19 protein-coding genes are annotated in these 18,720 nt (G+C 66.4%); 10 read left to right on the top strand and 9 right to left on the bottom strand.

The features are described from left to right. Positions 1-3 precede the first annotated feature (3 nt). Genes AB7532_RS25240 through gspM form a run of 8 tightly spaced genes read left to right on the top strand, consistent with a single transcriptional unit; the run spans position 4 to position 5,782 of the window. The gene (locus AB7532_RS25240; protein WP_441237396.1) at positions 4-1,215 is read left to right on the top strand and encodes a type II secretion system F family protein; all 1,212 of its coding nucleotides are present in this window, start codon (positions 4-6) and stop codon (positions 1,213-1,215) included. A gap of 25 nt (positions 1,216-1,240) precedes the next feature. Beyond that, positions 1,241-1,696, top strand: a complete 456-nt coding sequence (gene gspG / locus AB7532_RS25235) for a type II secretion system major pseudopilin GspG (protein ID WP_441237395.1) — start codon at positions 1,241-1,243, stop codon at positions 1,694-1,696. Further along, positions 1,659-2,153, top strand: coding sequence for a pilus assembly FimT family protein (locus tag AB7532_RS25230; protein ID WP_441237394.1), 495 nt, complete (start codon positions 1,659-1,661; stop codon positions 2,151-2,153). The genes gspG and AB7532_RS25230 overlap by 38 nt, the downstream gene beginning before the upstream one ends. Next, complete coding sequence (locus AB7532_RS25225) at positions 2,131-2,526, top strand: type IV pilus modification PilV family protein (protein WP_441237393.1); 396 nt, start codon at positions 2,131-2,133, stop codon at positions 2,524-2,526. The genes AB7532_RS25230 and AB7532_RS25225 overlap by 23 nt, the downstream gene beginning before the upstream one ends. After that, complete coding sequence (locus AB7532_RS25220) at positions 2,523-3,242, top strand: hypothetical protein (protein WP_441237392.1); 720 nt, start codon at positions 2,523-2,525, stop codon at positions 3,240-3,242. The genes AB7532_RS25225 and AB7532_RS25220 overlap by 4 nt, the downstream gene beginning before the upstream one ends. Next, positions 3,239-4,153 carry a general secretion pathway protein GspK gene (locus AB7532_RS25215; RefSeq protein ID WP_441237391.1) on the top strand — a complete coding sequence of 305 codons (915 nt, stop codon included), beginning with the start codon at positions 3,239-3,241 and terminating at the stop codon, positions 4,151-4,153. The genes AB7532_RS25220 and AB7532_RS25215 overlap by 4 nt, the downstream gene beginning before the upstream one ends. A gap of 1 nt (position 4,154) precedes the next feature. Beyond that, positions 4,155-5,204, top strand: a complete 1,050-nt coding sequence (locus AB7532_RS25210) for a PilN domain-containing protein (RefSeq protein WP_441237390.1) — start codon at positions 4,155-4,157, stop codon at positions 5,202-5,204. Beyond that, positions 5,201-5,782: a type II secretion system protein GspM gene (gene gspM, locus AB7532_RS25205; protein WP_441237389.1), complete on the top strand. Its 582-nt coding sequence runs from the start codon at positions 5,201-5,203 to the stop codon at positions 5,780-5,782. Before AB7532_RS25210 ends, gspM begins: the two co-directional genes overlap by 4 nt. A 10-nt stretch (positions 5,783-5,792) precedes the next feature. Here the strand turns inward: gspM and AB7532_RS25200 are convergent, their stop codons facing one another. The 3 genes from AB7532_RS25200 to AB7532_RS25190 form a co-directional block, all read right to left on the bottom strand. Then, a complete protein-coding gene (locus AB7532_RS25200; protein ID WP_441237388.1) occupies positions 5,793-6,134 on the bottom strand; it encodes an addiction module antidote protein in 342 nt (113 codons plus the stop codon). Next, a complete protein-coding gene (locus AB7532_RS25195; RefSeq protein ID WP_441237387.1) occupies positions 6,106-6,396 on the bottom strand; it encodes a type II toxin-antitoxin system RelE/ParE family toxin in 291 nt (96 codons plus the stop codon). The genes AB7532_RS25200 and AB7532_RS25195 overlap by 29 nt, the downstream gene beginning before the upstream one ends. 67 nt (positions 6,397-6,463) lie before the next feature. Continuing rightward, positions 6,464-10,069, bottom strand: coding sequence for an autotransporter domain-containing protein (locus AB7532_RS25190; RefSeq protein ID WP_441237386.1), 3,606 nt, complete (start codon positions 10,067-10,069; stop codon positions 6,464-6,466). A gap of 306 nt (positions 10,070-10,375) precedes the next feature. Here AB7532_RS25190 and AB7532_RS25185 point away from each other — a divergent pair, with 306 nt between their 5' ends. Then, positions 10,376-11,086: a hypothetical protein gene (locus AB7532_RS25185; RefSeq protein WP_441237385.1), complete on the top strand. Its 711-nt coding sequence runs from the start codon at positions 10,376-10,378 to the stop codon at positions 11,084-11,086. A 2-nt stretch (positions 11,087-11,088) separates the two neighbouring features. Here the strand turns inward: AB7532_RS25185 and rffA are convergent, their stop codons facing one another. Next, entirely contained in the window at positions 11,089-12,231 is a 1,143-nt protein-coding gene (rffA, locus tag AB7532_RS25180) for a dTDP-4-amino-4,6-dideoxygalactose transaminase (RefSeq protein WP_441237384.1), read from the bottom strand. 135 nt (positions 12,232-12,366) lie between these two features. Between rffA and AB7532_RS25175 the strand changes: the two genes are divergently transcribed. Beyond that, positions 12,367-13,947 carry a lipopolysaccharide biosynthesis protein gene (locus tag AB7532_RS25175; RefSeq protein WP_441237383.1) on the top strand — a complete coding sequence of 527 codons (1,581 nt, stop codon included), beginning with the start codon at positions 12,367-12,369 and terminating at the stop codon, positions 13,945-13,947. Positions 13,948-13,953: 6 nt separating this feature from the next. Here the strand turns inward: AB7532_RS25175 and AB7532_RS25170 are convergent, their stop codons facing one another. The 5 genes from AB7532_RS25170 to AB7532_RS25150 form a co-directional block, all read right to left on the bottom strand. Then, positions 13,954-15,162 carry a glycosyltransferase gene (locus AB7532_RS25170; RefSeq protein ID WP_441237382.1) on the bottom strand — a complete coding sequence of 403 codons (1,209 nt, stop codon included), beginning with the start codon at positions 15,160-15,162 and terminating at the stop codon, positions 13,954-13,956. Beyond that, positions 15,159-15,926: a class I SAM-dependent DNA methyltransferase gene (locus AB7532_RS25165; protein ID WP_441237381.1), complete on the bottom strand. Its 768-nt coding sequence runs from the start codon at positions 15,924-15,926 to the stop codon at positions 15,159-15,161. The genes AB7532_RS25170 and AB7532_RS25165 overlap by 4 nt, the downstream gene beginning before the upstream one ends. Next, positions 15,923-17,044 (bottom strand): DegT/DnrJ/EryC1/StrS family aminotransferase, encoded by a 1,122-nt coding sequence (locus AB7532_RS25160; protein ID WP_441237380.1) that lies wholly within the window; start codon positions 17,042-17,044, stop codon positions 15,923-15,925. The genes AB7532_RS25165 and AB7532_RS25160 overlap by 4 nt, the downstream gene beginning before the upstream one ends. Continuing rightward, entirely contained in the window at positions 17,041-17,487 is a 447-nt protein-coding gene (locus AB7532_RS25155; protein WP_441237379.1) for a hypothetical protein, read from the bottom strand. Before AB7532_RS25155 ends, AB7532_RS25160 begins: the two co-directional genes overlap by 4 nt. A gap of 240 nt (positions 17,488-17,727) precedes the next feature. Then, positions 17,728-18,243 (bottom strand): alpha/beta fold hydrolase, encoded by a 516-nt coding sequence (locus AB7532_RS25150; RefSeq protein WP_441237378.1) that lies wholly within the window; start codon positions 18,241-18,243, stop codon positions 17,728-17,730. Between the last annotated feature and the right edge of the window lie 477 nt (positions 18,244-18,720).

The raw sequence follows: 18,720 nt of genomic DNA, 5'->3' as shown, positions 1-18,720 counted from the left end.
CGCATGCCGAACTATCGCTACCGCGCGCTCAATGCCAACGGCGAACTGGTCTCCGGCGCCATTGCTGCGCCCGGGCCGGGCGAGGTCGCGCAGCGGATCGAGCGGCTTGGCCTCGTGCTGGTCGACAACGTCACGCCCGAAGAGGGCGGCGCGTCGGGCAGCGTGCTCGGCCTGTTCAACAGGCCGAAGCCCGAAGACGTCACCATCTTCACCCGCGATCTCGCGCTGCTGTTGCGCGCCGGCGCCCGCATCAACGACGGCCTTGAGCTGCTCGCGGCGGACCCGGATTTCGGCCGGCTGCGCCCGGTCGTCGCCGACATCCGCTCGCGAGTCGTCTCGGGCGAGAGCTTTGCCGAAGCGCTGGCGCGGCACGAGGGGCAGTTTCCGCCGATGTATATCGCGCTGGTGCGGGTCGGCGAGGCCTCGGGCTCGCTGGATCAGGTGCTGGAGGTGCTGGCCGGCGAACGCACGCGCAGCGAAGCTTTGCGGCGCCGGTTGTCGGATGCGATCCGCTATCCGCTGTTCGTGCTCGGCGCGGCCGGTTGCGTGCTGTTGTTCTTCCTCACTTTCGTGCTGCCGCAGTTCGCCAGCGTGTTGCAGGATTTCGGCGCCAAGGTCGATCCGGTCGTCGGAATCTTCCTCAATATCTCCACTGTCCTGCGCGGCAATTCCGACGCGGTGCTGGCGGGACTAGCGGCGACGATCGCAGCGGGGTGGCTGCTGATGCGGCAGGAGCGCGTCCGCCGCGGCATCACCAACGCGACCACGCGGCTGCCGGCAATCCGCAACGTCATGAGCGCGTATCGCACGGCGCTGTTCTGCCGCAATCTCGGCCTGCTGCTCGGCAGTGGTGTCAATCTCACGACAACGCTGCGCATCCTCGTCGACATGATGGCGACGACCGGCCCGTCCGCGGTCTGGAGCGATGCCGCCGATCGTGTTCGGCATGGGTCGAAACTGTCCGATGCGCTGGCCGAGACCGAGGCGCTGCCGCCGATGGCGGTGCGCATGCTCCGGCTCGGTGACGAGACCGGGCAATTGCCGATGCTCTCGGGGCGCGTCGCCGAATTCTACGAGGCCAAGCTGCAGCGCACGCTCGACCGCGCGGTCGGCATTGCGGGACCGGCAGCGATCATTGCGATTTCGCTCGTCGTCGGCGGTCTCATCACATCGGTGATGACGGCGCTGATGTCGGTGAGCCAGATTGTCGGTTAGGCAGGATCATGAGAAGGGGTTTGAAGTGACCAAACGTCCATCGTTAAGGCGCGGCCGGCGGTGCGCGCGGCGAGGGGAGGCCGGCTTCACCCTGGTCGAGATGCTGGTCGTCATCACCATCATCGGGATGATCATGGCGCTGGTCGGCCCGCGGGTGCTGAACTATCTCAGCGAGTCCAAGGCGAAGGCGGCGAAGATCCAGATCGAGAGCTTTTCCAGCGCGCTCGATCTCTATTATCTCGACGTTGGCCGCTATCCGACCTCGAATGAAGGCCTCACGGGACTGACCCGCACCAACAACCAGGCCGGTTGGAACGGGCCCTATTTGCGTGGTGGCGTGGTGCCGAACGATCCCTGGGGCCACGTCTATGTCTATCGCTCGCCGGGTGCGAGCGCGCCCTATGACATCATCTCGCTCGGATCGGACGGTCAGGAAGGCGGCAGTGGAACGGCAGCCGACATCGTCAGCAACGCGCGCTGAAGGTCTCCGTGAGGCGCGCGGTTTTGCGCTGATCGAGATCCTGTGCGTGCTCGCCATCATCGGCCTGCTCGCGGCGATCATCCTGCCGGCGATCCCGCGCTCGACGACGCGCGCCAGGCTGGAGAGCTACGCGGTCGAGACCGCGGCGCTGCTGAAGGCCGACCGCAATGCGGCTCTGCGCCGGCAGGTGAGGGTGGTAACGCAGGTGGATGCGGAAGCGCGCGCGATCCGCTCGGGCGTGAGCGGGCGGACCATCCGCCTGCCGGGCGACGTCGTCGTGCAGGCGACGCTGGCCTCGCGCTGCGCCGATCGCGCGACCGGGCGATCGATCGATTTCTTTCCGTCGGGCATGTCGTGCGGCGGGACGATCGCGCTGGCGCGGCCCGGCATGGGCTACGAGGTGCGCGTCAACTGGTTGACCGGAGGCGTCGAGATTGTCCCGCAGAAGCTGCTCTGACGCCGCCGGCTTCACGTTGATCGAGGCGCTGGTCGCGCTCGCGATCATCGCGGTCGTGCTCGGCACGATCGGCTCGGTGATCGCCACCACGGCGAAAGGCACGCGCTCGATCGACCAGCGTCTGGCGCTCTCAGGCACGGCCGAGCGGTTGCTTGCAGAATTGCCGGCGCGTGGATTGCTGAAACCCGGCCGGCAGAGCGGCGAGCTCGCCGGCAGCCGCTGGCGGGTCGATGTCACACCGATGAGCGTGGCGGGCGGCAATCCTGCCACCGATCGCTTCGTGCCGATGGCCGTCAATCTGCGCCTCCAGCGCGCCGAGGGTGCTGCGCTTCAGGTCACGACCGTGAAGCTGGTGCCGAGGGGGGCGCAATGAAGCGCCTGGCAACGAAGCGCCTGCGCCGCGCGCTCGCCGATGAGGCCGGCTTCACGCTGCTCGAAGTGCTGCTCGCGACGCTGCTGATGACGGTCATCCTGGCGGCGCTGGCGACCGTGACGGCGCAATGGCTGCCGAACTGGAATCGCGGCATCGCCCGCGTGCAGCGCGCCGAGCGTCTCGCCACCGGCCTCGATCGCATCGTCGCCGACTTGTCTGTTGCCGAGCAGATGACGGTCAATGGCGATGCCAAAGCGCCGCTGTTCGACGGCGCCGAATTGTCGGTGACCTTCCTGCGCACGGCACTCGGCCCGAGCGCGCGTCCGGGCCTCGAATTCATCCGCCTGATCGAGAAGGCCGATGCCCAGGGGCTGGCGCTGGTGCGCGAGCGCGCGCCGTTCCAGCCGATGCCGACCGACGGGCAGATTCGCTTCGTCGACCAGGTCGTGCTGATCCGTGCGCCGTTCCGGGTGAGCTTTGCCTATGCCGGACGTGACGGTCAGTGGCAGCCGATCTGGCGCGGCCAGCCGCAACTGCCGGACCGCATCCGCATCACCGTGCGCGACGGCGCCAGCGGTCAGGTGCTGGCGGTCTCTGCCGCGGCGGTCCCGCATATCAATGCACCGGCCGAGTGCGCGCGCGCCAAGAATCCGGCAACCTGCGTCGCCGCGCGCGGCCGGCCGCAGCAGGCGGAGAAAGAGGAGCAGCAGCTGTGAGCGGTGCGAGGTCTCCCATCGGCGCGCTTCGCGACGGTCGCGGCTTCATCGTCGTCGTGGTGCTGTGGATGCTGGCGGCGCTGGCCGCGCTTGCGCTGATCTATCTGAGCTATGTCACCAACACCGCTGTCACGGTCGCCGTCAACGCCGACCGGTTGCAGGCCGATGCGCTGGTGAACGCCGGCCTTGAGCTTGCGGCCTACCGGCTGACGGCGCAACCTGAAGCCACGCGTCCGACCAGCGGCACCTTCAACGCTCGCGTCGGAGCCGGCCGGGTGAGCCTCACGTTCCGCTCGGAGGCTGCGCGTGTCGATCTCAACATGGCGCCAAAGGCGATCCTCGCGGGCCTGATGACGACGCTCGGCGTCTCCACGGACAATGCGTCCGTCTATGCCGACCGGATTCTCGCCTGGCGCTCGTCGACGGAGCCCGGCCAGGACAATCCGGAGGATTCCTACTACCGCACGCTCGGCGCATCCTATCTGCCGCGCCATGCGCCGTTTCCGCACAGCGACGAACTTTGGCTGGTGCGCGGCATACCGCCCGCCATCGTCGAGCGCGTGCTGCCGTTCGTCACGGTGTTCAGCAACATGCGAACGGTGAATGTGCTCGACGCCGCGCCGCAGGTGGTGGCAGCGCTGCCGGACATGACGCCGCAGAAGCTGCAACAGGTTCTGCGCGACCGCGCCGATCCCAACATCGACCCGCGCTCCCTGATCAGCCTTGCCGGGGGCACCAATGCGACGGTCGAGGGCTCGAAAGCCTACCGGCTCACCGTCGCCGTCGAGGCGCCGTCGCACCGGCAGAGCTCGGCCGAGATCGTCATCCTGCTTCTCGACAGCGGCGATGAGCCCTATCGTGTATTGTCGTGGCACAACGCCTTTGACGGCTCCGCCGGAAAGCCTCTGTGAGATGAGTTCTCTCAGTTCCCTTCGCGCCATTCTCGATGCCTGGACCGGCACCGTAGCCGGCTCGATCGTGGCCACCCTGGAGCGGGTGGTGTCGCCGCGCGTGGTGCGGCTGGTCGAGAACGAGACCGGCGCGTTCACGCTGGAGACTGCCAAGGCGGTGAACAAGTCCGAGAATATCCCGGAGGAGATCGGATTCGAGGACGGCAGGTTCGCCAGCCCCAATCTTGCGCAGATCGTCCGTGGCAGCCGCGTCGAGATCGTGCTGCGGCCGCAGCGCTTCCTGTTTCGCCCGCTGGAGCTGCCGGCCCGCGCGGCGGATTTCCTCGACGGCATCGTGCGGGCGCAGATCGACCGTCTGACGCCGTGGAGCGCGAGCGAGGCCGTGTTCGGTTGCAGCCGGCCGTCGACGCAGGGCCGCGAGAGCATCACGACGCAGATCGCGGCGGCCCCGCGCAGGCTGGCAATGGGCTATGTCGAGGCGTTGTCCGCCTTCCATCCGGCGGCGATCGCGATCGCGACCGATGCGCCCGAGGGCGGGCACATCAAGGTGTTCGAGCAGAAGTCGCGCGGGGCGATTGATCCCGCACGGCTAAGCCGGACCTTGCAAGCGGTGCTGGCCCTCGTCGCGGTCGCCGCGGTGATCGGATCGGTCGCGGCCGGCTATCTCGCCGACAGTCTCAGCACGCAAGAGAGCGAGCTCGACCGCCAGATCACCCAGCGCCGTGCCGCGCTGCGCGGCAGCGACGGCGGCGAGCGCTCGCCGCTCGCGCTGCTCGAGCGCCGCAAATACGAGACCGCGGCCAGCGTGATCGTGCTGGAATCGCTCAGTCGGATATTGCCCGATCATACCTATGTCACCGAGCTGCATCTGTCCGGCAACAAGATCCAGATCGGCGGCATCACGCGCGATGCGCCCTCGCTGATCCCTCTGATCGAACAGTCGCAGCACTTTACCCGCGCGACGTTCTACGCACCGACGACGCGGAGCTCCTCCGATCCCGGCGAGCGCTTCCACATCGAGGCGCAGGTCGAGCCGAGGAACGCGCCATGAGCGGCGTCGGCCTTGGAGGCGGCAATGCGGTTTCGCGGGCGCTCGCCGCTTCGCCGCTGATCGCGGTCACGCTCTATGTCGCGGTGACCGGCGGGCTGTTGCTGATGGCGGGCCTCTCGATTGCCGACGTCATCGCGCACCGGCAGGCGCTGGCACAGACCTCCGACCTGCTCGACCAGCTGCGCGGCCGCAAGGGCGGCGCCAAGAATGCTGCGGCACTGTCGGCCGAGCATCCCGGCACGCCGTTCCTGGAAGGACCGACGGTGACGGTCGCGGGCGCCAATCTGTTGCAGCGGGTCGCGGCCGCCGTCGGCAATGTCGGCGGCTCGGTGCAGTCCTCCCAGGTCGACGTATCGGGCGCGCAGACCAAGGACGGCTTCGTCGGCCTCGTCATGAGCTGCGAGCTGGAGCAGCCCGCGCTCCAGAGGGTGCTCTACGATCTCGAAGCCGGGATGCCGTTCCTGTTCGTCGACCAGCTCGACGTGCAGGTGCCGCAGGCGACCGCGCTGAACGAGGCCGCCACGGGCCGCGTCAGGGTGATCCTGGGCGTCTCCGGCCAGTGGCAGGCGGGGAAATAGGGCGGCGCAATCAGGCCACCTTCTGCCGATCATCGATGGGTTCGGCCACCAATTTGACGCCAAGCGAGTTCATTACCTTGCGGACGGTCTCGAATTCAGGTTTTGCGGTCTCTTTGAACGTTTTGTAGAGGCTCTCTCGAGAGAGGCCGGTCGCCTTCGAGATGTCACCCATCCCCTTCGCGCGAGCAGCGGTGTCGAGCGCGTTACAGATATAAACGTGGTCATTTGTCTCGAAGGCTTCAGTGAGATAAGCGGCAATCGCCGTCGGTGTCTTCAGATAGTCCGCGGCATCGAACTTAGTTACCTTTACCTTCGCGCTCTGCTCAGAGCTGGGCTGCGATCGCTTTGGCATGTTTGATGTCCCGATCCTGGGTCGACTTGTCTCCGCCGCAAAGGATCACCACGATCCTGTTGCCGACTTGCTTGTAGTACACGCGATAACCCGGCCCATAGTCGACGCGCAGTTCGCTGACTCCCGCGCCCACAGCCTTCACATCGCCGGTGTTGCCCATAGCGAGTCGCTCAATGCGAGAAGCAATCTTAGCGACCGCTCGTTGGTCTCTGAGCACAGCCAGCCATTGATCGAATTCGTCAGTCTTCTGAACCTCAAACATAAGTATCCTATAGGATACAGTCAAGGACACCAAGAAGCATCGTTTTGTCGGGAGAAAGCAGCGGCGCTCACCAGCTGTATTTGAACACGCCCTTGCCGGAATAGCTGGTGACGTTGCCGGAGAACTCGCCGTCGAATGTGCCGGCGACGGAGAAGCCGCTCAGCCATTTCATCTCGGCGCTGGCGCTGAGAAGTGCGGAGTCGGCATCGACCTTGGCGCCGTTCACGACGAAGCTGGTGCCGGGCAGGGTCTGGAACAGTGCGGTGACGGCGCGGCTCGGATTGTAATCGTGCGCCCAGGCGGCGCGGCCGCGCAGCGTCAGCACGCCGTTCTGCATCGCGTAGGATTTGTCGGTGCGCAGGCCGAGTTCGGAGCGGGTGTCGGTCAGCGACTGCGAGGCGTAGTTCAGCGCGAACAGGCCGCCGCCGTTGAGGCTGACTTCGGAATAGTTCGGCAGGTTGAAGTTGGTCACCTGCGCGGCTGCGTAAGGCGTGATGCCGACCAGCGGCGTCGTGAAGCGATTGCCGCCCTCGAAGCGGGCCGAGAAGGTGTCGGCCTTGAAGCGGCCCTGGAGCTGATCGGCGCCGGCGAGCGCCACGGTGCGGTTGGTGGTGACGTCGTGCCAGCCATAGGCCAGCGCGGCTGCGATGTAGGCCGGTCCGAAATTGTGCCGGCCATAGACACCGGCCTGGAACAGGTCGGCGGAGCCCGAGCCCATTGCGTTGGCGAGCGAGTAGTTCAGGCCGCCGCCGCCGAGCGAGAAGCCGACCAGCGTGTCCACCGAGATCCTGTAGTCGGCACCTGCCGCGCCGCCCCAGACCCGCGCAGTCAAATCCTGCGAGCCGACCGGCGTACTGCCGCCGACTTGGGCCGAGCCGCCATAGCCGGCGGCCCAGACGCTCCAGCGGCTGCTCGGTTGCGAGGACAGCAGCGGCGCCTTGGTCGCCATCGCATAGGCCTCGCGCTCGCGCGCATTGGCGGGGCGCATTTTCGCGTAGGCGGTCATGTCGTCGCTGTCGGCGAATTGCGCGACGCTGCCGGCTTTGGCGAAACCGCCCGAGCGGCCGATCACGGTCGGGTCGAGCATCAGATTGAGGAACTGGCCGTCGGCGTTGATCGCGGACTGGATGATGCCGGTGCCGAGCTCACCCGAGGCGGTGGTCAGCCCCGCCGGCGACAGCGCGGCGAAGGCGGCGGGAATGCTGCCGGTGGTGTTGAAGAAATTGGTCAGCGTGTTGGCGACGTTCTGCTGGTTGAGGTTGAGGCCGCCGGCCTGCGCGAAGTTGACGTTGACGTTGAGGAAGACGTTGGTGAGATCGTAGCTCAGTGTCGCGTTGACCGTCGGCATGTTGGAGGCGACGGCTGCGTTGAAGCTGGTGCCGCCGAAGCCGCCGGTCGCCGACAGGATTGTGTACTGCTTCTTGAGCGTGCCCGAGGCGAACATCGCGCTCACCGTCGCGTTGCCGAGCGTGGCTATGCCGGTGACGTTCGCGAGGCTGGCATTGGTCGCGGAGACCTGCACCAGATAGGTCGAGGCCGCGGTGAAGCTGAGCGGCCCGTTGATGGTCAGCGGGCCGAACTGGCTCGCCGCGCTGCCCGGCGCCAGCGTGCCGCCGGCGACCGCGACGCTGCCGACCGTGCCGGAGCCGGCGAGCGTGCCGCCGGTGTTGACGGTGGAGGCGCTGACGATCGAGCCGTCGACCACCAGCGTGCCACCGCTCACGGTGGTGGCGCCGGTATAGGTGTTGGCGCCGGACAGCGTCTGCGTGCCGCCGGCCACCGTCAGGCCGCCGCCGAAGCCGGCATCGTCGATCACGCCCGAGAAATTGCCGATGCCGTTGGTGATCGTCAGCGTGTTGGCGCCGAGATTGACAGCGCCGGAGCCGGCCAGCGATTTGATCGAGGTGCCGGTGCTCAGGTTCTGGATGTCGAAGATGCCGTTGGCGATGACATTGCTCGAGGTCGCGATGCTGCCGTCGCTGCCGCCGAAATTGACGAGGTCGAGCTCGCCGCCGCTCGCGATAGTCGTCGTGCCGGTATAGGTGTTGGTGCCATAGAGCTGCTGCAATGCTCCGCTGGCGATCGCGAGGTTGCCCCCGGTACCGCCGCCGATGCCGCCGTCCTGGATCACGCCGCCGAACGCGGTACCGCTGCCCGCCGTGAGCGTCAGCGTCTTCGATCCCAGCGCCACGACGCCATTGGTGCCGAACGAGAACAGCTGCGTCACCGACGCGCCGGATGTGGTTTGGGAAATATCAAGCGTCGCGCCCGCACCGGAGAACGCGACGTAGAGTGAATTCGCGATCGAGCCGCTTCCCTTCAGCGCCAACGTGGCGCCGGTGTCGATCTGCGTGACGTTGCTGTAGGTGTTCGCGCCCGAGAGCGTCTGGACGCCGCCGCCGACTTCCAGCCCGCCGGTGCCCTGGATCACGCCCGCGAATTCGGTCGAGCCGTTGGTGACGAACAGCCCCTTGGTGCCGAGATTCACGATGCCGCTCGAACTGCCGGCGAGCGTCGTGATGGCGGCAAAAGAGGGCAGGATCGCGGAAATGTCGAGCGTCGCGTTTACCGTGACGAGGCTGGAGCCCGAGATGATGCCGAAATTCGCCAGCGCCAGCGTTCCGCCCGAGACGGTCGTCGCGCCGGTGTAGTTGTTGCCGCCCGTGAGCGTCAGGGTGCCGATGCCGACCTTGGTCAGTCCGCCGCCGGCTCCGGAGATCACGCCGTCGACCTGGGTCGAGAGGTTGTTGCTGCCGGTGGTCAGCGTCTTGGCGCCGAGCACGTAGTCGCCAGAGCCCTCGATCGAGCCGGACGTCATCCCGGCGCTGGTCAGGCCGGAAATGTCGACCGTGCCGCTGAGATTGGTGATGAAGCGTGCATTGCCGCCGGTCGACGTGCCGGTGAAGGTCGTGGTGGCGAACAGCTCGGTGGTGATGGTGGCGCTGCCGGCGGTGGAGGAGTTGACGAAGCTCAGCGAGCCGCTGTTGGAGATCGTCGAGGTGCCCGCGGTGGACGACGCGGTGAAGGCCACGAAGCCGGTCGCGGCGTTGGTGATGGTGGACCCGCTCGCCGAGCTCGTGTCGTTGAAATTCAACACGACGTTGTTGGTGATCTGCGCCGTGCCCGCGTTGCTGCTGCCGTTGAACTCGACGACGCCGTTGTTGGTGATGGCGGCCGAGCCCGCGGTCGAGGTGTCGTTGAAGCTCATCCCGCCGCCGCTGACGTTGTACGTCACGACGTTGCTGCCGGCGCTGGCGCTGCTCGCATTCGAGAACACCATGCTGGAGCTGACGTTGAACGTCTGCACGTTGGTCGAATTGTTCGAGATGCCGGCGCCGTTCACCACGAAGATGTCGTTGGTGTTGACGGTATAGGCCTGCGCGTTGGGCGCGGCCGCGAAGACCACGGCGCCGATGTTGACGAGGCCGTTGCTGTCGACCGTGGCCGGGCCGGTGTTGGTGAAGCTGGCGGTGCCGTCGGGCACGTCGGGGGTCGAGGTCCAGTTCGTGCCGTCCGTCCATTCGGTGGACGTGGCGCCGGTCCAGGTGCCGTCAACGGCATGGGCGGCGACGACGCCGAGCGCGGTGGTGGCCAGCAAGGTTGCCAGCGAGTGACGGAGGAGGGACCCCAGCCCGTTTCCGATCCTCTCACGCGCCATTGTCGGTCCGGCCATCGGTGTTCTCAAATTGGAAAAGGAAATGATGACAAGCTGCAACCCGTGCGTGCGTCAAAGCCGTACGCCCGCGCCATAGTCACATGGCGTTACAGCGCGCCGCAATGAACGTACGTCTATTTGCGTGGGGTTCCTGCCTGTTCCGCGTGCAATTTCAACGATCGTGGCCGTTGGGCAACATTTTCATGCGTTGCAACATGTGCAGGATCGACCCTGCGCTTTTCGACGCGGGTTGATGGTCGAGCCTATCGGAATTAGTTTGGCGCGGCAGGCTTGCCGCATGCTGGCGGCCGCAAGGGAAGTTTGATGTCGGGCTGGCTGAGAGCGACTGGATTGGCCGTGCTGTGTGCGGTGATGGGCATTGCCGAAACCCCGGCGGCGACGACCTCCTCGCGCATGGATATCTTGCCCGACGATGCCGTTGGCAGTCCCGCCGAAAGCGTCGATGTCGGCGCCATGCGGCCGATCGCGCGGCCGGCGCAGGCTGCGAGCAAGCCGGTCCCCCGCGGAAATCCGCTGTGGTCGGTGCCGCTCTCGGCGCTGACCGTGACCCAGGAGCGCCCGATCTTCTCGGCGATGCGCCGGCCGCCGCCGCGCGCGGTTGCAGCGTCGCCGGTCGAAGAGGTGAACGCGCCGGCCCCGCCCAAGCCGGTCGAGGCGCCGCCGCCGCTCTTGCTGGTCGGGGCCGTGGTAGGTGAGGGCGAGGCCATCGCGATCTTCGTGAACCGCAACGATCAGAAGATCGTGCGTATGCGCCAGGGCGAATCGCTCGGCGGCTGGTCGCTGACCGAGGTTCAGCCGCGCGAGGTGACGCTCAAGCAGGGTGATCGCAGCGAGGTCCTGGCACTCCAGCGGCCGGACGGAACGCCCTCCGCTCCGCCTGCCGGCGCACCGGCAGTTGCGGCCGGTCCGCCCGATGCCGGCGGCAAGCTGACCATGCCGACCACGACCGACACGTCGTTCGCGCCTTTCGTGCCGCGCTCGACGCCGAAGAACGGCGAATCGGACGGGCTGTAAGCTTAGGGTCCAAGGATCGCGCCGAGCGTTTCGCACACCCGTTGCTGCTGCGTCTCTTGCAGGCCAATCCAGAACGGCAGCCGGATCAGGCGTTCAGACAGATCGGTGGTGCGCGCGAGATCGCCATGCCTGCGTCCGAACCGCATCCCGGCCGGCGCGGAATGCAGCGGGACGTAGTGGAACACCGCCTGGATCTCTGCTTCCCGCAGCTTGCCGAGCACGATGTTGCGATCCGTCTCCGGCGGCAGCAGCACGTAATAGAGATGGCCGTTGTGCGCGCAATGGCCGGGCACGACTGGACGACGCAGCAGGCCGCGCTGCTCGAGCGGGGCCAGCATCGTGTGATACCGGTCCCAGATCGCGAGCCGCTCGCTCGTGATGCGCCCGGCGTCCTCGAGCTGGGCCCACAGGAAGGCCGCGGTCAGATCGCTGGGGAGCAGCGACGATCCGACGTCCTGCCATGTGTATTTGTCGACCTCGCCGCGGAAGAAGCGGCCGCGATCGGTGCCTTTCTCGCGGACGATCTCTGCGCGCTGGGCAAGCGTGGGATCGTTGACCAGCAACGCGCCGCCTTCGCCCGACATGATGTTCTTGGTCTCGTGGAAGCTGAAGGCGCCGAGATCGCCGATGGCGCCGAGCGGCGTGCCCTTGTAGCTCGCCATGACGCCCTGCGCCGCATCCTCGACGATGCGCAAGGCGTGGCGCTTGGCGATCGCCGCGATCGGGTCCATCTCGCAGGCGACGCCGGCATAATGCACCGGCGCGATGGCGCGGGTGCGCGAGGTGATGGCGGCCTCGATCTCGCGTTCGTCGAGGTTGAGCGTGTCCTCGCGGATGTCGACGAAAACAGGTATCGCGCCGCGCAGCACGAAGGCATTCGCCGTCGAGACGAAAGTGAACGAGGGCATGATGACCTCGTCACCGCTCTTGAGGTCGAGCAGGATCGCAGCAAGGTCGAGCGCTGACGTGCAGGAGTGCGTGAGCAGTGCCCTGGCGCAGCCGGTGCGCTGTTCGAGCCATTGATGGCAGCGCCGGGTGAAGACGCCGTCGCCGGACAAATGATGGCTCTTCAGAGCCTGCTCGATGTTGGCCTGCTCCTTGCCCGTAACGTAGGGCCGGTTGAAGGGGATGAATTCGGATGCCATTGCCTAAGCTGTGTAACCGCCTTAAGACGCGCCTTCAACGCCCCAATCCGATCGTGCCAAATTGGCGGCTTTCATTGCGGGAATCAACTGGCGCTTGCGCGCGCCGGGCCGATCGCTTGCCGGGAAGGATGCGGCTTGTCCGACACGCAAATTGACGCGCCCGGCAAGGCCGGCAGTTCGGGCGGTCCCGGTGGCGCCGGCCGCGGCCGTCGGCTGCTTCAGGGCTGGTCGGCGAACCTGGTCCAGATGGTGCTGGGGCTGACCCAGCAACTGCTTCTCATCCCCGCCTTCCTGCATGTCTGGACCGGCGATCTGCTTGCGGCGTGGCTCGCGATCTATGCGGCCGGCAGTCTCGTCGTCGTGGCGGATGCCGGATTGCAGCTGCGCGCGATCAACCGGTTCCTCGCGTTCAAGGCCTGCGCCGATTGCGACGGGCGCACGGCGAATTTCTATGCGGCCATGCTGCGGATCTATCTTGCCGTCGTCACGGTGCTGGGTGTCCTGCTGTGCGTGGCGATCTACCTGGCGCCGCCGTCAACGGTGCTCGGCTTTCACGCGGCGCCGACCTTCGATGCCGCGATGCTGGTGATGACGTTGGGCATGCTCCTGACCTTGCCCGCCAATCTCGCCTCCGGCCTCTATCGCGTGCGCGGCCATTACGGCCGGACGGTGTGGCTGCAAAACGGCACGCTGCTGCTCGGGCAGGTCGCGCAGCTTGCGGCGCTGGCGACGTTCGGCAGTCTGTTTTCGGTTGCGATCGCCTTCGTGTCGATGCAACTGCTGTTCACGATCTTCCTCGCCGCCTTTGACGCGCCGCGGCTGTTTCCGTTCCTGCGCCGCGCCGGCGGGCGGTCGCCCGCAATGCCTTCGCTGCGCTGGAGCATCGGTCAGTTCGGCCGCGCGCTGCCGTTTGCGGTCGCCAATTTCACCGAGCTCGCGCTGGTCAACGTCCCGGTGCTGCTGGTCTCGGCGCTGGTCACGAACCGCGTCGCTGTGGCGCAATGGGGCCTGACGCGCGTGATCGCGAGCCTTGTGCGCGGTCTCTGCCTCCAGGTCACGCTGCCGATCGCCGCCGAACTCGGCCATGATCATGCGATCGGCGACAAGGAGCGGCTGCGCCGGCTCTATGCCCATGGCTCGGTGTTCGTCACCGGTCTCGCCTGCCTCATCGTCGCCGGCCTGCTGCCGTTCTGGCCGGACTTCTTTGCGCTGTGGACCCATGACAGCATCCCCTATGACGCGCCGCTTACGGTGACGCTGCTGCTTGGCTCCGCGGTGGTCGCGCCGTCGCTGCTGGCGCTCGGCTTTGCCAATCACAGCAACCGCGGCGACCTCCTGATCCGCACCAAGGGACTTCAGCTCGTCGTTTTCCTCGTGCTGTCCTTCGTTCTGATCCCGCGGCTCGGACCGCTGGGCGCAGCACTCGCCGTGGTCGCGAGCGACATGCTGGTCCAGTTCGGTCTGCTCGCGCTGATGGTGATGCGGCAGACGCTGAATCACCCGGGAAGGCATATTGCGTTCCTGATGGTCATGGGCACCGGCATCGTGGCGTCGGGCTGGCTGATCGGGCAGGCGATCATCGCGCTCGTGCCGGGCAGCGGGCTGGTGCACTTCATCGTCGAATGCGCGATCTGGCTGGCTGCGGTCGGTGTGCTCGCAAGTCCGCTGCTGAATGCGGCACTGCGCGAGCGTTTGCGGGCGCTGATCCCGGCTTAGGGCAAGTCACCGCGGCGTCAGCGCCAGCCGGTGCTTCAGCCGTTCCAGATGCCGCGCGAACTGCGCGTGGCCGGCCCTGGTCTCCTCGGCAAATTGCGCGAGCCGGACATGGCCGGCGGCGCGCAGCCGCTCGCGCGTGCCGTCGGTGCGGAGCGTGACGATGGCGTCCGCCAGCGAGCGCGGATCGTCGTAGTCGAACAGGATTGCGGCATCGCCGGCCTGGGCCTTGAAGGCCTCGGGATAGATCACGGGCGTGCCGGTCGCCCAGGCTTCCATCGGCGGCAGATTGGTCGGGCCAAAATAGCTCGGCATGACGAGCGCCGCGGCGCCGCGATAGAGCGCGCCGAGTTCGGCCGACTCGACGAAGCCGATGATGGAGATCTGGTCCGACAATCCGTAAGCGCGGACCGCCGCGTTGATCTTGTCGCGGCCGCCGCGATCCGAACCGCACAGCACCAGTCGTTCGGTGATACCCCGCTCGCGCAGGTTTGCGAGGGCTGCGAGCAGCGTCATGTGGTTCTTGTGCGGCCAGAACTGCGCCGGATAAAAGAGATAGCCGGGTTCGAGCCGGTATTTTGCCAGCACGGCCGCGTCGTCGACGGCGGCGGGCGCGGACTGACTGACATAGGCGGAGGGCGAGAACGGAATGCAGACCGCGCGATCGCGTTCCATGGCGTAGCGCCGGCAGAGATCGTCGGTCAGCTCAGGCGCGTTGACGATCACCACCGCGGCCTTGGTGCTGGCAAGACCGAACAGGATCTCGCGGCGCTCGAACTCGCCGAAGGTGCGGACCTCCGGAAATTCCGGTGCGTCGCGATGGCAGCCGTCGAAGATCGTGATGATGAAGGGCAACTCGTAGAGTAGCAGGTGCCGCTTCGAGGTCGAGGTGAAGTGCACGACGTCGATGCCGTCGCGGATCAGTGCACGCTCGAACGGCGATTTCAGCCTGAGTGCGATCTGGATGAGATCGAATGGGCCGCAATATTTCAGGAACAGGAAGAGATAGTCGAGCAAGCCGAACTTGCGCAGGCGGCCTGCGACGCCGAACTCCTTCAGAATCTCCAGTGTCTTCGGATAGGGCGAGTAGACCACGATCTCGTTGCCGGATTTGGCGGCCCAGTCGCGCAGCCAGAGCAGATCGTTGAGCGGCTGCTGGAAGCCGCCCCCGACCTCGAGTGCCTGTTCCAGCATCACGGCGAGCCGCAGCGGTCTCACGGCGTGCCGCTCTTTCTGGCGACCGCATAGGCGGCCCAGCTCTTCGAGCTCGGTGCGTCCTGCGTCAGCCATGCGGCATGAGACGCGGGCTGAAAGCCGCTCTCCGCGAGCGCTGCGTCGATCTCGAACGGAAACCAGTAGCGCATGTGGTGCGCTTCATCGACGCGACGGATGGTGGCGCGGTCGGTGTCCTCGCAGAACAGCGTGTAGTTCACGGTGACGGTCGCGGCCTGCTCGTCATGGTCGGACTGCGCGATGCGGGTGAGCCGCAGCGGCGTCTTCTCGATCACCTTGACGCGAGTCTCGACGCCCTGCGCCAGCACGGCGCCGCCGTACCAATAGTCGAAGAAGAAAATGCCGCCCGGCTTCAGCGCAGCACAGGCGGTGCGAAACATCGCCGCCAGCGTATCGCGGCTGGTCTGGTAGCTCGCGACATGAAACAGCGACACCACCGCATCGAAATCGCATTCGGGCCCGGTCTCGCAGGCATTGCCCTGCCGGAAGGGGATCGACAGGCCGGCCTTTTCGGCGCGGGCCTTGGCGCTTGCGATCATCTCATGGCTGAGATCGATGCCGGCAACGTTCCAGCCCTGGTGCGCAAAGGCGAGTGCGTGCAGGCCGGTGCCGCAGCCGAGATCGAGCAGCCTGCCTGAGGACACGCCGTGGTCGCGCAGGCGGGCTTCGACGAACGCCGTCTCCGTGCCGTAATCCTTGTCCTGGTAGAGGAGATCGTACCAGGGCGCGTATTCGGCGAACACGGTCACGCCAAAATCTCCTTCAGCGCCTGGGCTGAGCGAGCGATTTCGTCGTCGGTCAAGGCAAGCCCGCTCGGAAGATAAAAACCGCGGCGTGCGATGTATTCCGCGTTCGGGTGGCTTTCGTCACGCATCAGGCCCATCCGGCGCAGCACCGGCTGCTCGTGCATGCACCAGAAGAACGGCCGCGTGCCGATACCCTTCTCAGCCAGGCGGCGCATCGCCTCCTTGGCGTCGAACGGTACGTCGTCGGTCAGCACGATGCCGTAGACCCAGTAGATGTTGTCGGCATAGGAGGTGCGGGCGACCGGACGGCGGATGCTGTTGAGGCCGCCGAGATGCCCGTCATAGAGCCGGCCGATCCGGCGTTTGAGCGCGACGGTGCGCGGCAGGCGCTCGACCTGGGCGACGCCGAGCGCGGCCTGAAGGTTGGTCATGCGCGCGTTCCAGCCAAGCTCCTCGTGGACGAAACGCTGTTGCGGTTGGAAGCAGAGATTGCGATAGCCTTGCAGGCGATCGGCGAGCGCGTCGTCGTCGGTCAGGATCATGCCGCCTTCACCGGTCGTGACGTGCTTGTTGGGATAGAAGCTGAAGGTCGAGACATCGCCGAAGCCGCCGCAAGGCCTGCCGCGATAAGTCTGGCCGTGCATCTCGGCGGCGTCCTCGATCACCTTCAGATCGTGCTTGCGCGCCAGCGCCATGATCGGGTCGAGATCGACTGGCAGGCCGTAGATGTGAACCAGCATGATCGCGCGCGTGCGCGGCGTGATCGCGGCTTCGACGCCCTCGGGCGTCATGTTCCAGGTCGCGGCGTCGCAGTCGACCCCGATCGGGACGAGGCCGGCCCGCACGATCGCGGCGGCGCAACTGATGATCGTGAAGGTCGGGATGATGACCTCGGAGCCTTGCTCAAGCCCTAGCGCGTGAACGGCGATGTCGAGCGCGACCGAACCGTTGGTCACGGCAACGCCGTGGCGTCGTCCCGCAGCCTCGGCCATCGCCTGCTCGAAGCGCTTGATGAACGGACCCTCCGAGGAGATCCATCCGGTGCGGACGCATTCGGCGAGATAGTCGGCCTCGTTGCCGTCGAGCAGCGGCGTGTTGACGGGAATGAATGGCGTGCTCACGGATTTGGGCCCTTGATCCGGATTTCGGACGGCGCGACTTCGGCGAAGCGGGTCTTGTCGGCCTCGCCGGAATAGGGACCCTGCTTGACCTCGAACATCTCGAGCGGCTCGAGCACGTGGAAGCCGTGGGCGCCGCTGCAGAGCAGGATGAGGTCGCCGGCGCCGAGCACGCGGCTTTCGAGATATTTTTCCTCGATCGTGTAGAAGTCGACCTGGAGCTTGCCCTTCTGGATCAGCAGGACTTCCTGGGTGTAGTGCACCTCGCGCGTCACCTTGTTGTGGCGATGCGGCTCGATGCTCTTGCCCTTGGGGTGGCTCATATAGGCGAGCTGCTGCGACAGTTCCGGCGTCGAAAAGAAATGGATGCCCGGCTCGCGAAACGAGGCGCGCACGATGATCGCATAGAGCTGGTCGCCGAATCGAACATGTTCGACGTGTTCCATCGTAAGCCTCGACAAAAAGTGCTGCAATTAGAGTGAGATAGCGGTCCCGCCGCGCACTTTGGCCATTTTGGCCGGGACCGTCAAGGGCGGGATGAGCAGGCCGCGGGCGCCATGATCCGGGTGACGGCGGGCGAGCGGCGATGTGACACTGCTCGACGCCGCGCACGGTCACATCCAGCACTTTTTCGGCCATCGGCCTAAGATTGATTTTTATCCAAGCACGCGCTCGGCCTGGATCGTCTAGCGGGCCGACAAATCCTGCGATGGCAACGACCGTGACAGGAATGTCAGGGTCGTTCGTGCCGTCTCATGCCAGTCTTTGTCGATCGTCAGCAAATGGCCGCGCTCTCCTGAGATCATGAGCAACGGTCCGCGCGGCACGGTCTGCGTATCGACGCGAGCTTTCGCCCGGAGATTGCGGCCGACGTCGGCATGGTCGAACCGGCCGTCTGGTGCCGGTGCCCCCGGCGGGGGCGCCGGATCGATCGCGACGGTCGCGGCCGCGAGCCCATGGTTGGCGAGGACCTGCGCGATCAGTCCGCCGAAAGCGTGGCCGACGATGCCGGGGCGACGGTCGAGCGCTCCGGCAATGTCGGTGAAATGCGCCACCAGTTGCGCGATCGTCTCGGGCGCGGCGGCGCCGCCGGCTTCCGCAGGCCACGCGGGCGCGAGCGCCGCGTAACCCGTTGCTTCGAACATTTCGACCCACCGTTCCCAAACGCTCGGCCTTTGCCAAAGGCCGTGGATGAAGATCACCGGCGATCGATGCGATGCGTTGGCTCGGTCGACGATCTCGTCCAGCGTCGGGATTGTCATTGTGGGTCTGCCTCGACCGCGAAGGTCAATGAGTTCCGGTTGTGGCGACGTAGTGCGTGTCGCTCGGGCCGATACCCGTCAGGCGGACGACGGCGGGTTCGGCCCGTGTGAAGGCAAAATGCGGGGCGCCGCCGGGCTCGGTGTAAAGGCCACCTGCGGTCAGCGGCTTGACCGGCGCATCGGCCGCTTTTTCGCCGTAGCCAAAATACCAAGTGCCGGAGATCACCGTGGCGAACCGATCGTCGCGATGGGTGTGGGCCGCGATCGTGGTGTTCGGCGGCACGTGGATTTCGAGCATGTACGGTCCGGACTTGGCCGGGTCGCCGTAGAGCAGCACGGTGCGGATTCCATCGAGCCCGGATGTGCCGGCCCCTGCGCCGGACTGCGGCATCGCTTCGGCCTGTTCGAGCGACAAGG

The organism is Bradyrhizobium sp. 930_D9_N1_4, assembly GCF_052076015.1.
Classification (GTDB): Bacteria; Pseudomonadota; Alphaproteobacteria; order Rhizobiales; family Xanthobacteraceae; genus Bradyrhizobium.
The sequence above is the reverse complement of the archived record's forward strand: the minus strand, read 5'-3'. Positions and strand labels throughout refer to the sequence as shown.

Coding starts and splice junctions, on each gene's coding strand:
- AB7532_RS25240 (WP_441237396.1), top strand. CDS start 4: ATGCCGAACTATCGCTACCGCGCGCTCAATGCCAACGGCGAACTGGTC.
- AB7532_RS25220 (WP_441237392.1), top strand. CDS start 2,523: ATGAAGCGCCTGGCAACGAAGCGCCTGCGCCGCGCGCTCGCCGATGAG.
- AB7532_RS25210 (WP_441237390.1), top strand. CDS start 4,155: ATGAGTTCTCTCAGTTCCCTTCGCGCCATTCTCGATGCCTGGACCGGC.
- gspM (WP_441237389.1), top strand. CDS start 5,201: ATGAGCGGCGTCGGCCTTGGAGGCGGCAATGCGGTTTCGCGGGCGCTC.
- AB7532_RS25200 (WP_441237388.1), bottom strand. CDS start 6,134: ATGCCAAAGCGATCGCAGCCCAGCTCTGAGCAGAGCGCGAAGGTAAAG.
- AB7532_RS25195 (WP_441237387.1), bottom strand. CDS start 6,396: ATGTTTGAGGTTCAGAAGACTGACGAATTCGATCAATGGCTGGCTGTG.
- AB7532_RS25190 (WP_441237386.1), bottom strand. CDS start 10,069: ATGGCCGGACCGACAATGGCGCGTGAGAGGATCGGAAACGGGCTGGGG.
- AB7532_RS25185 (WP_441237385.1), top strand. CDS start 10,376: ATGTCGGGCTGGCTGAGAGCGACTGGATTGGCCGTGCTGTGTGCGGTG.
- rffA (WP_441237384.1), bottom strand. CDS start 12,231: ATGGCATCCGAATTCATCCCCTTCAACCGGCCCTACGTTACGGGCAAG.
- AB7532_RS25155 (WP_441237379.1), bottom strand. CDS start 17,487: ATGGAACACGTCGAACATGTTCGATTCGGCGACCAGCTCTATGCGATC.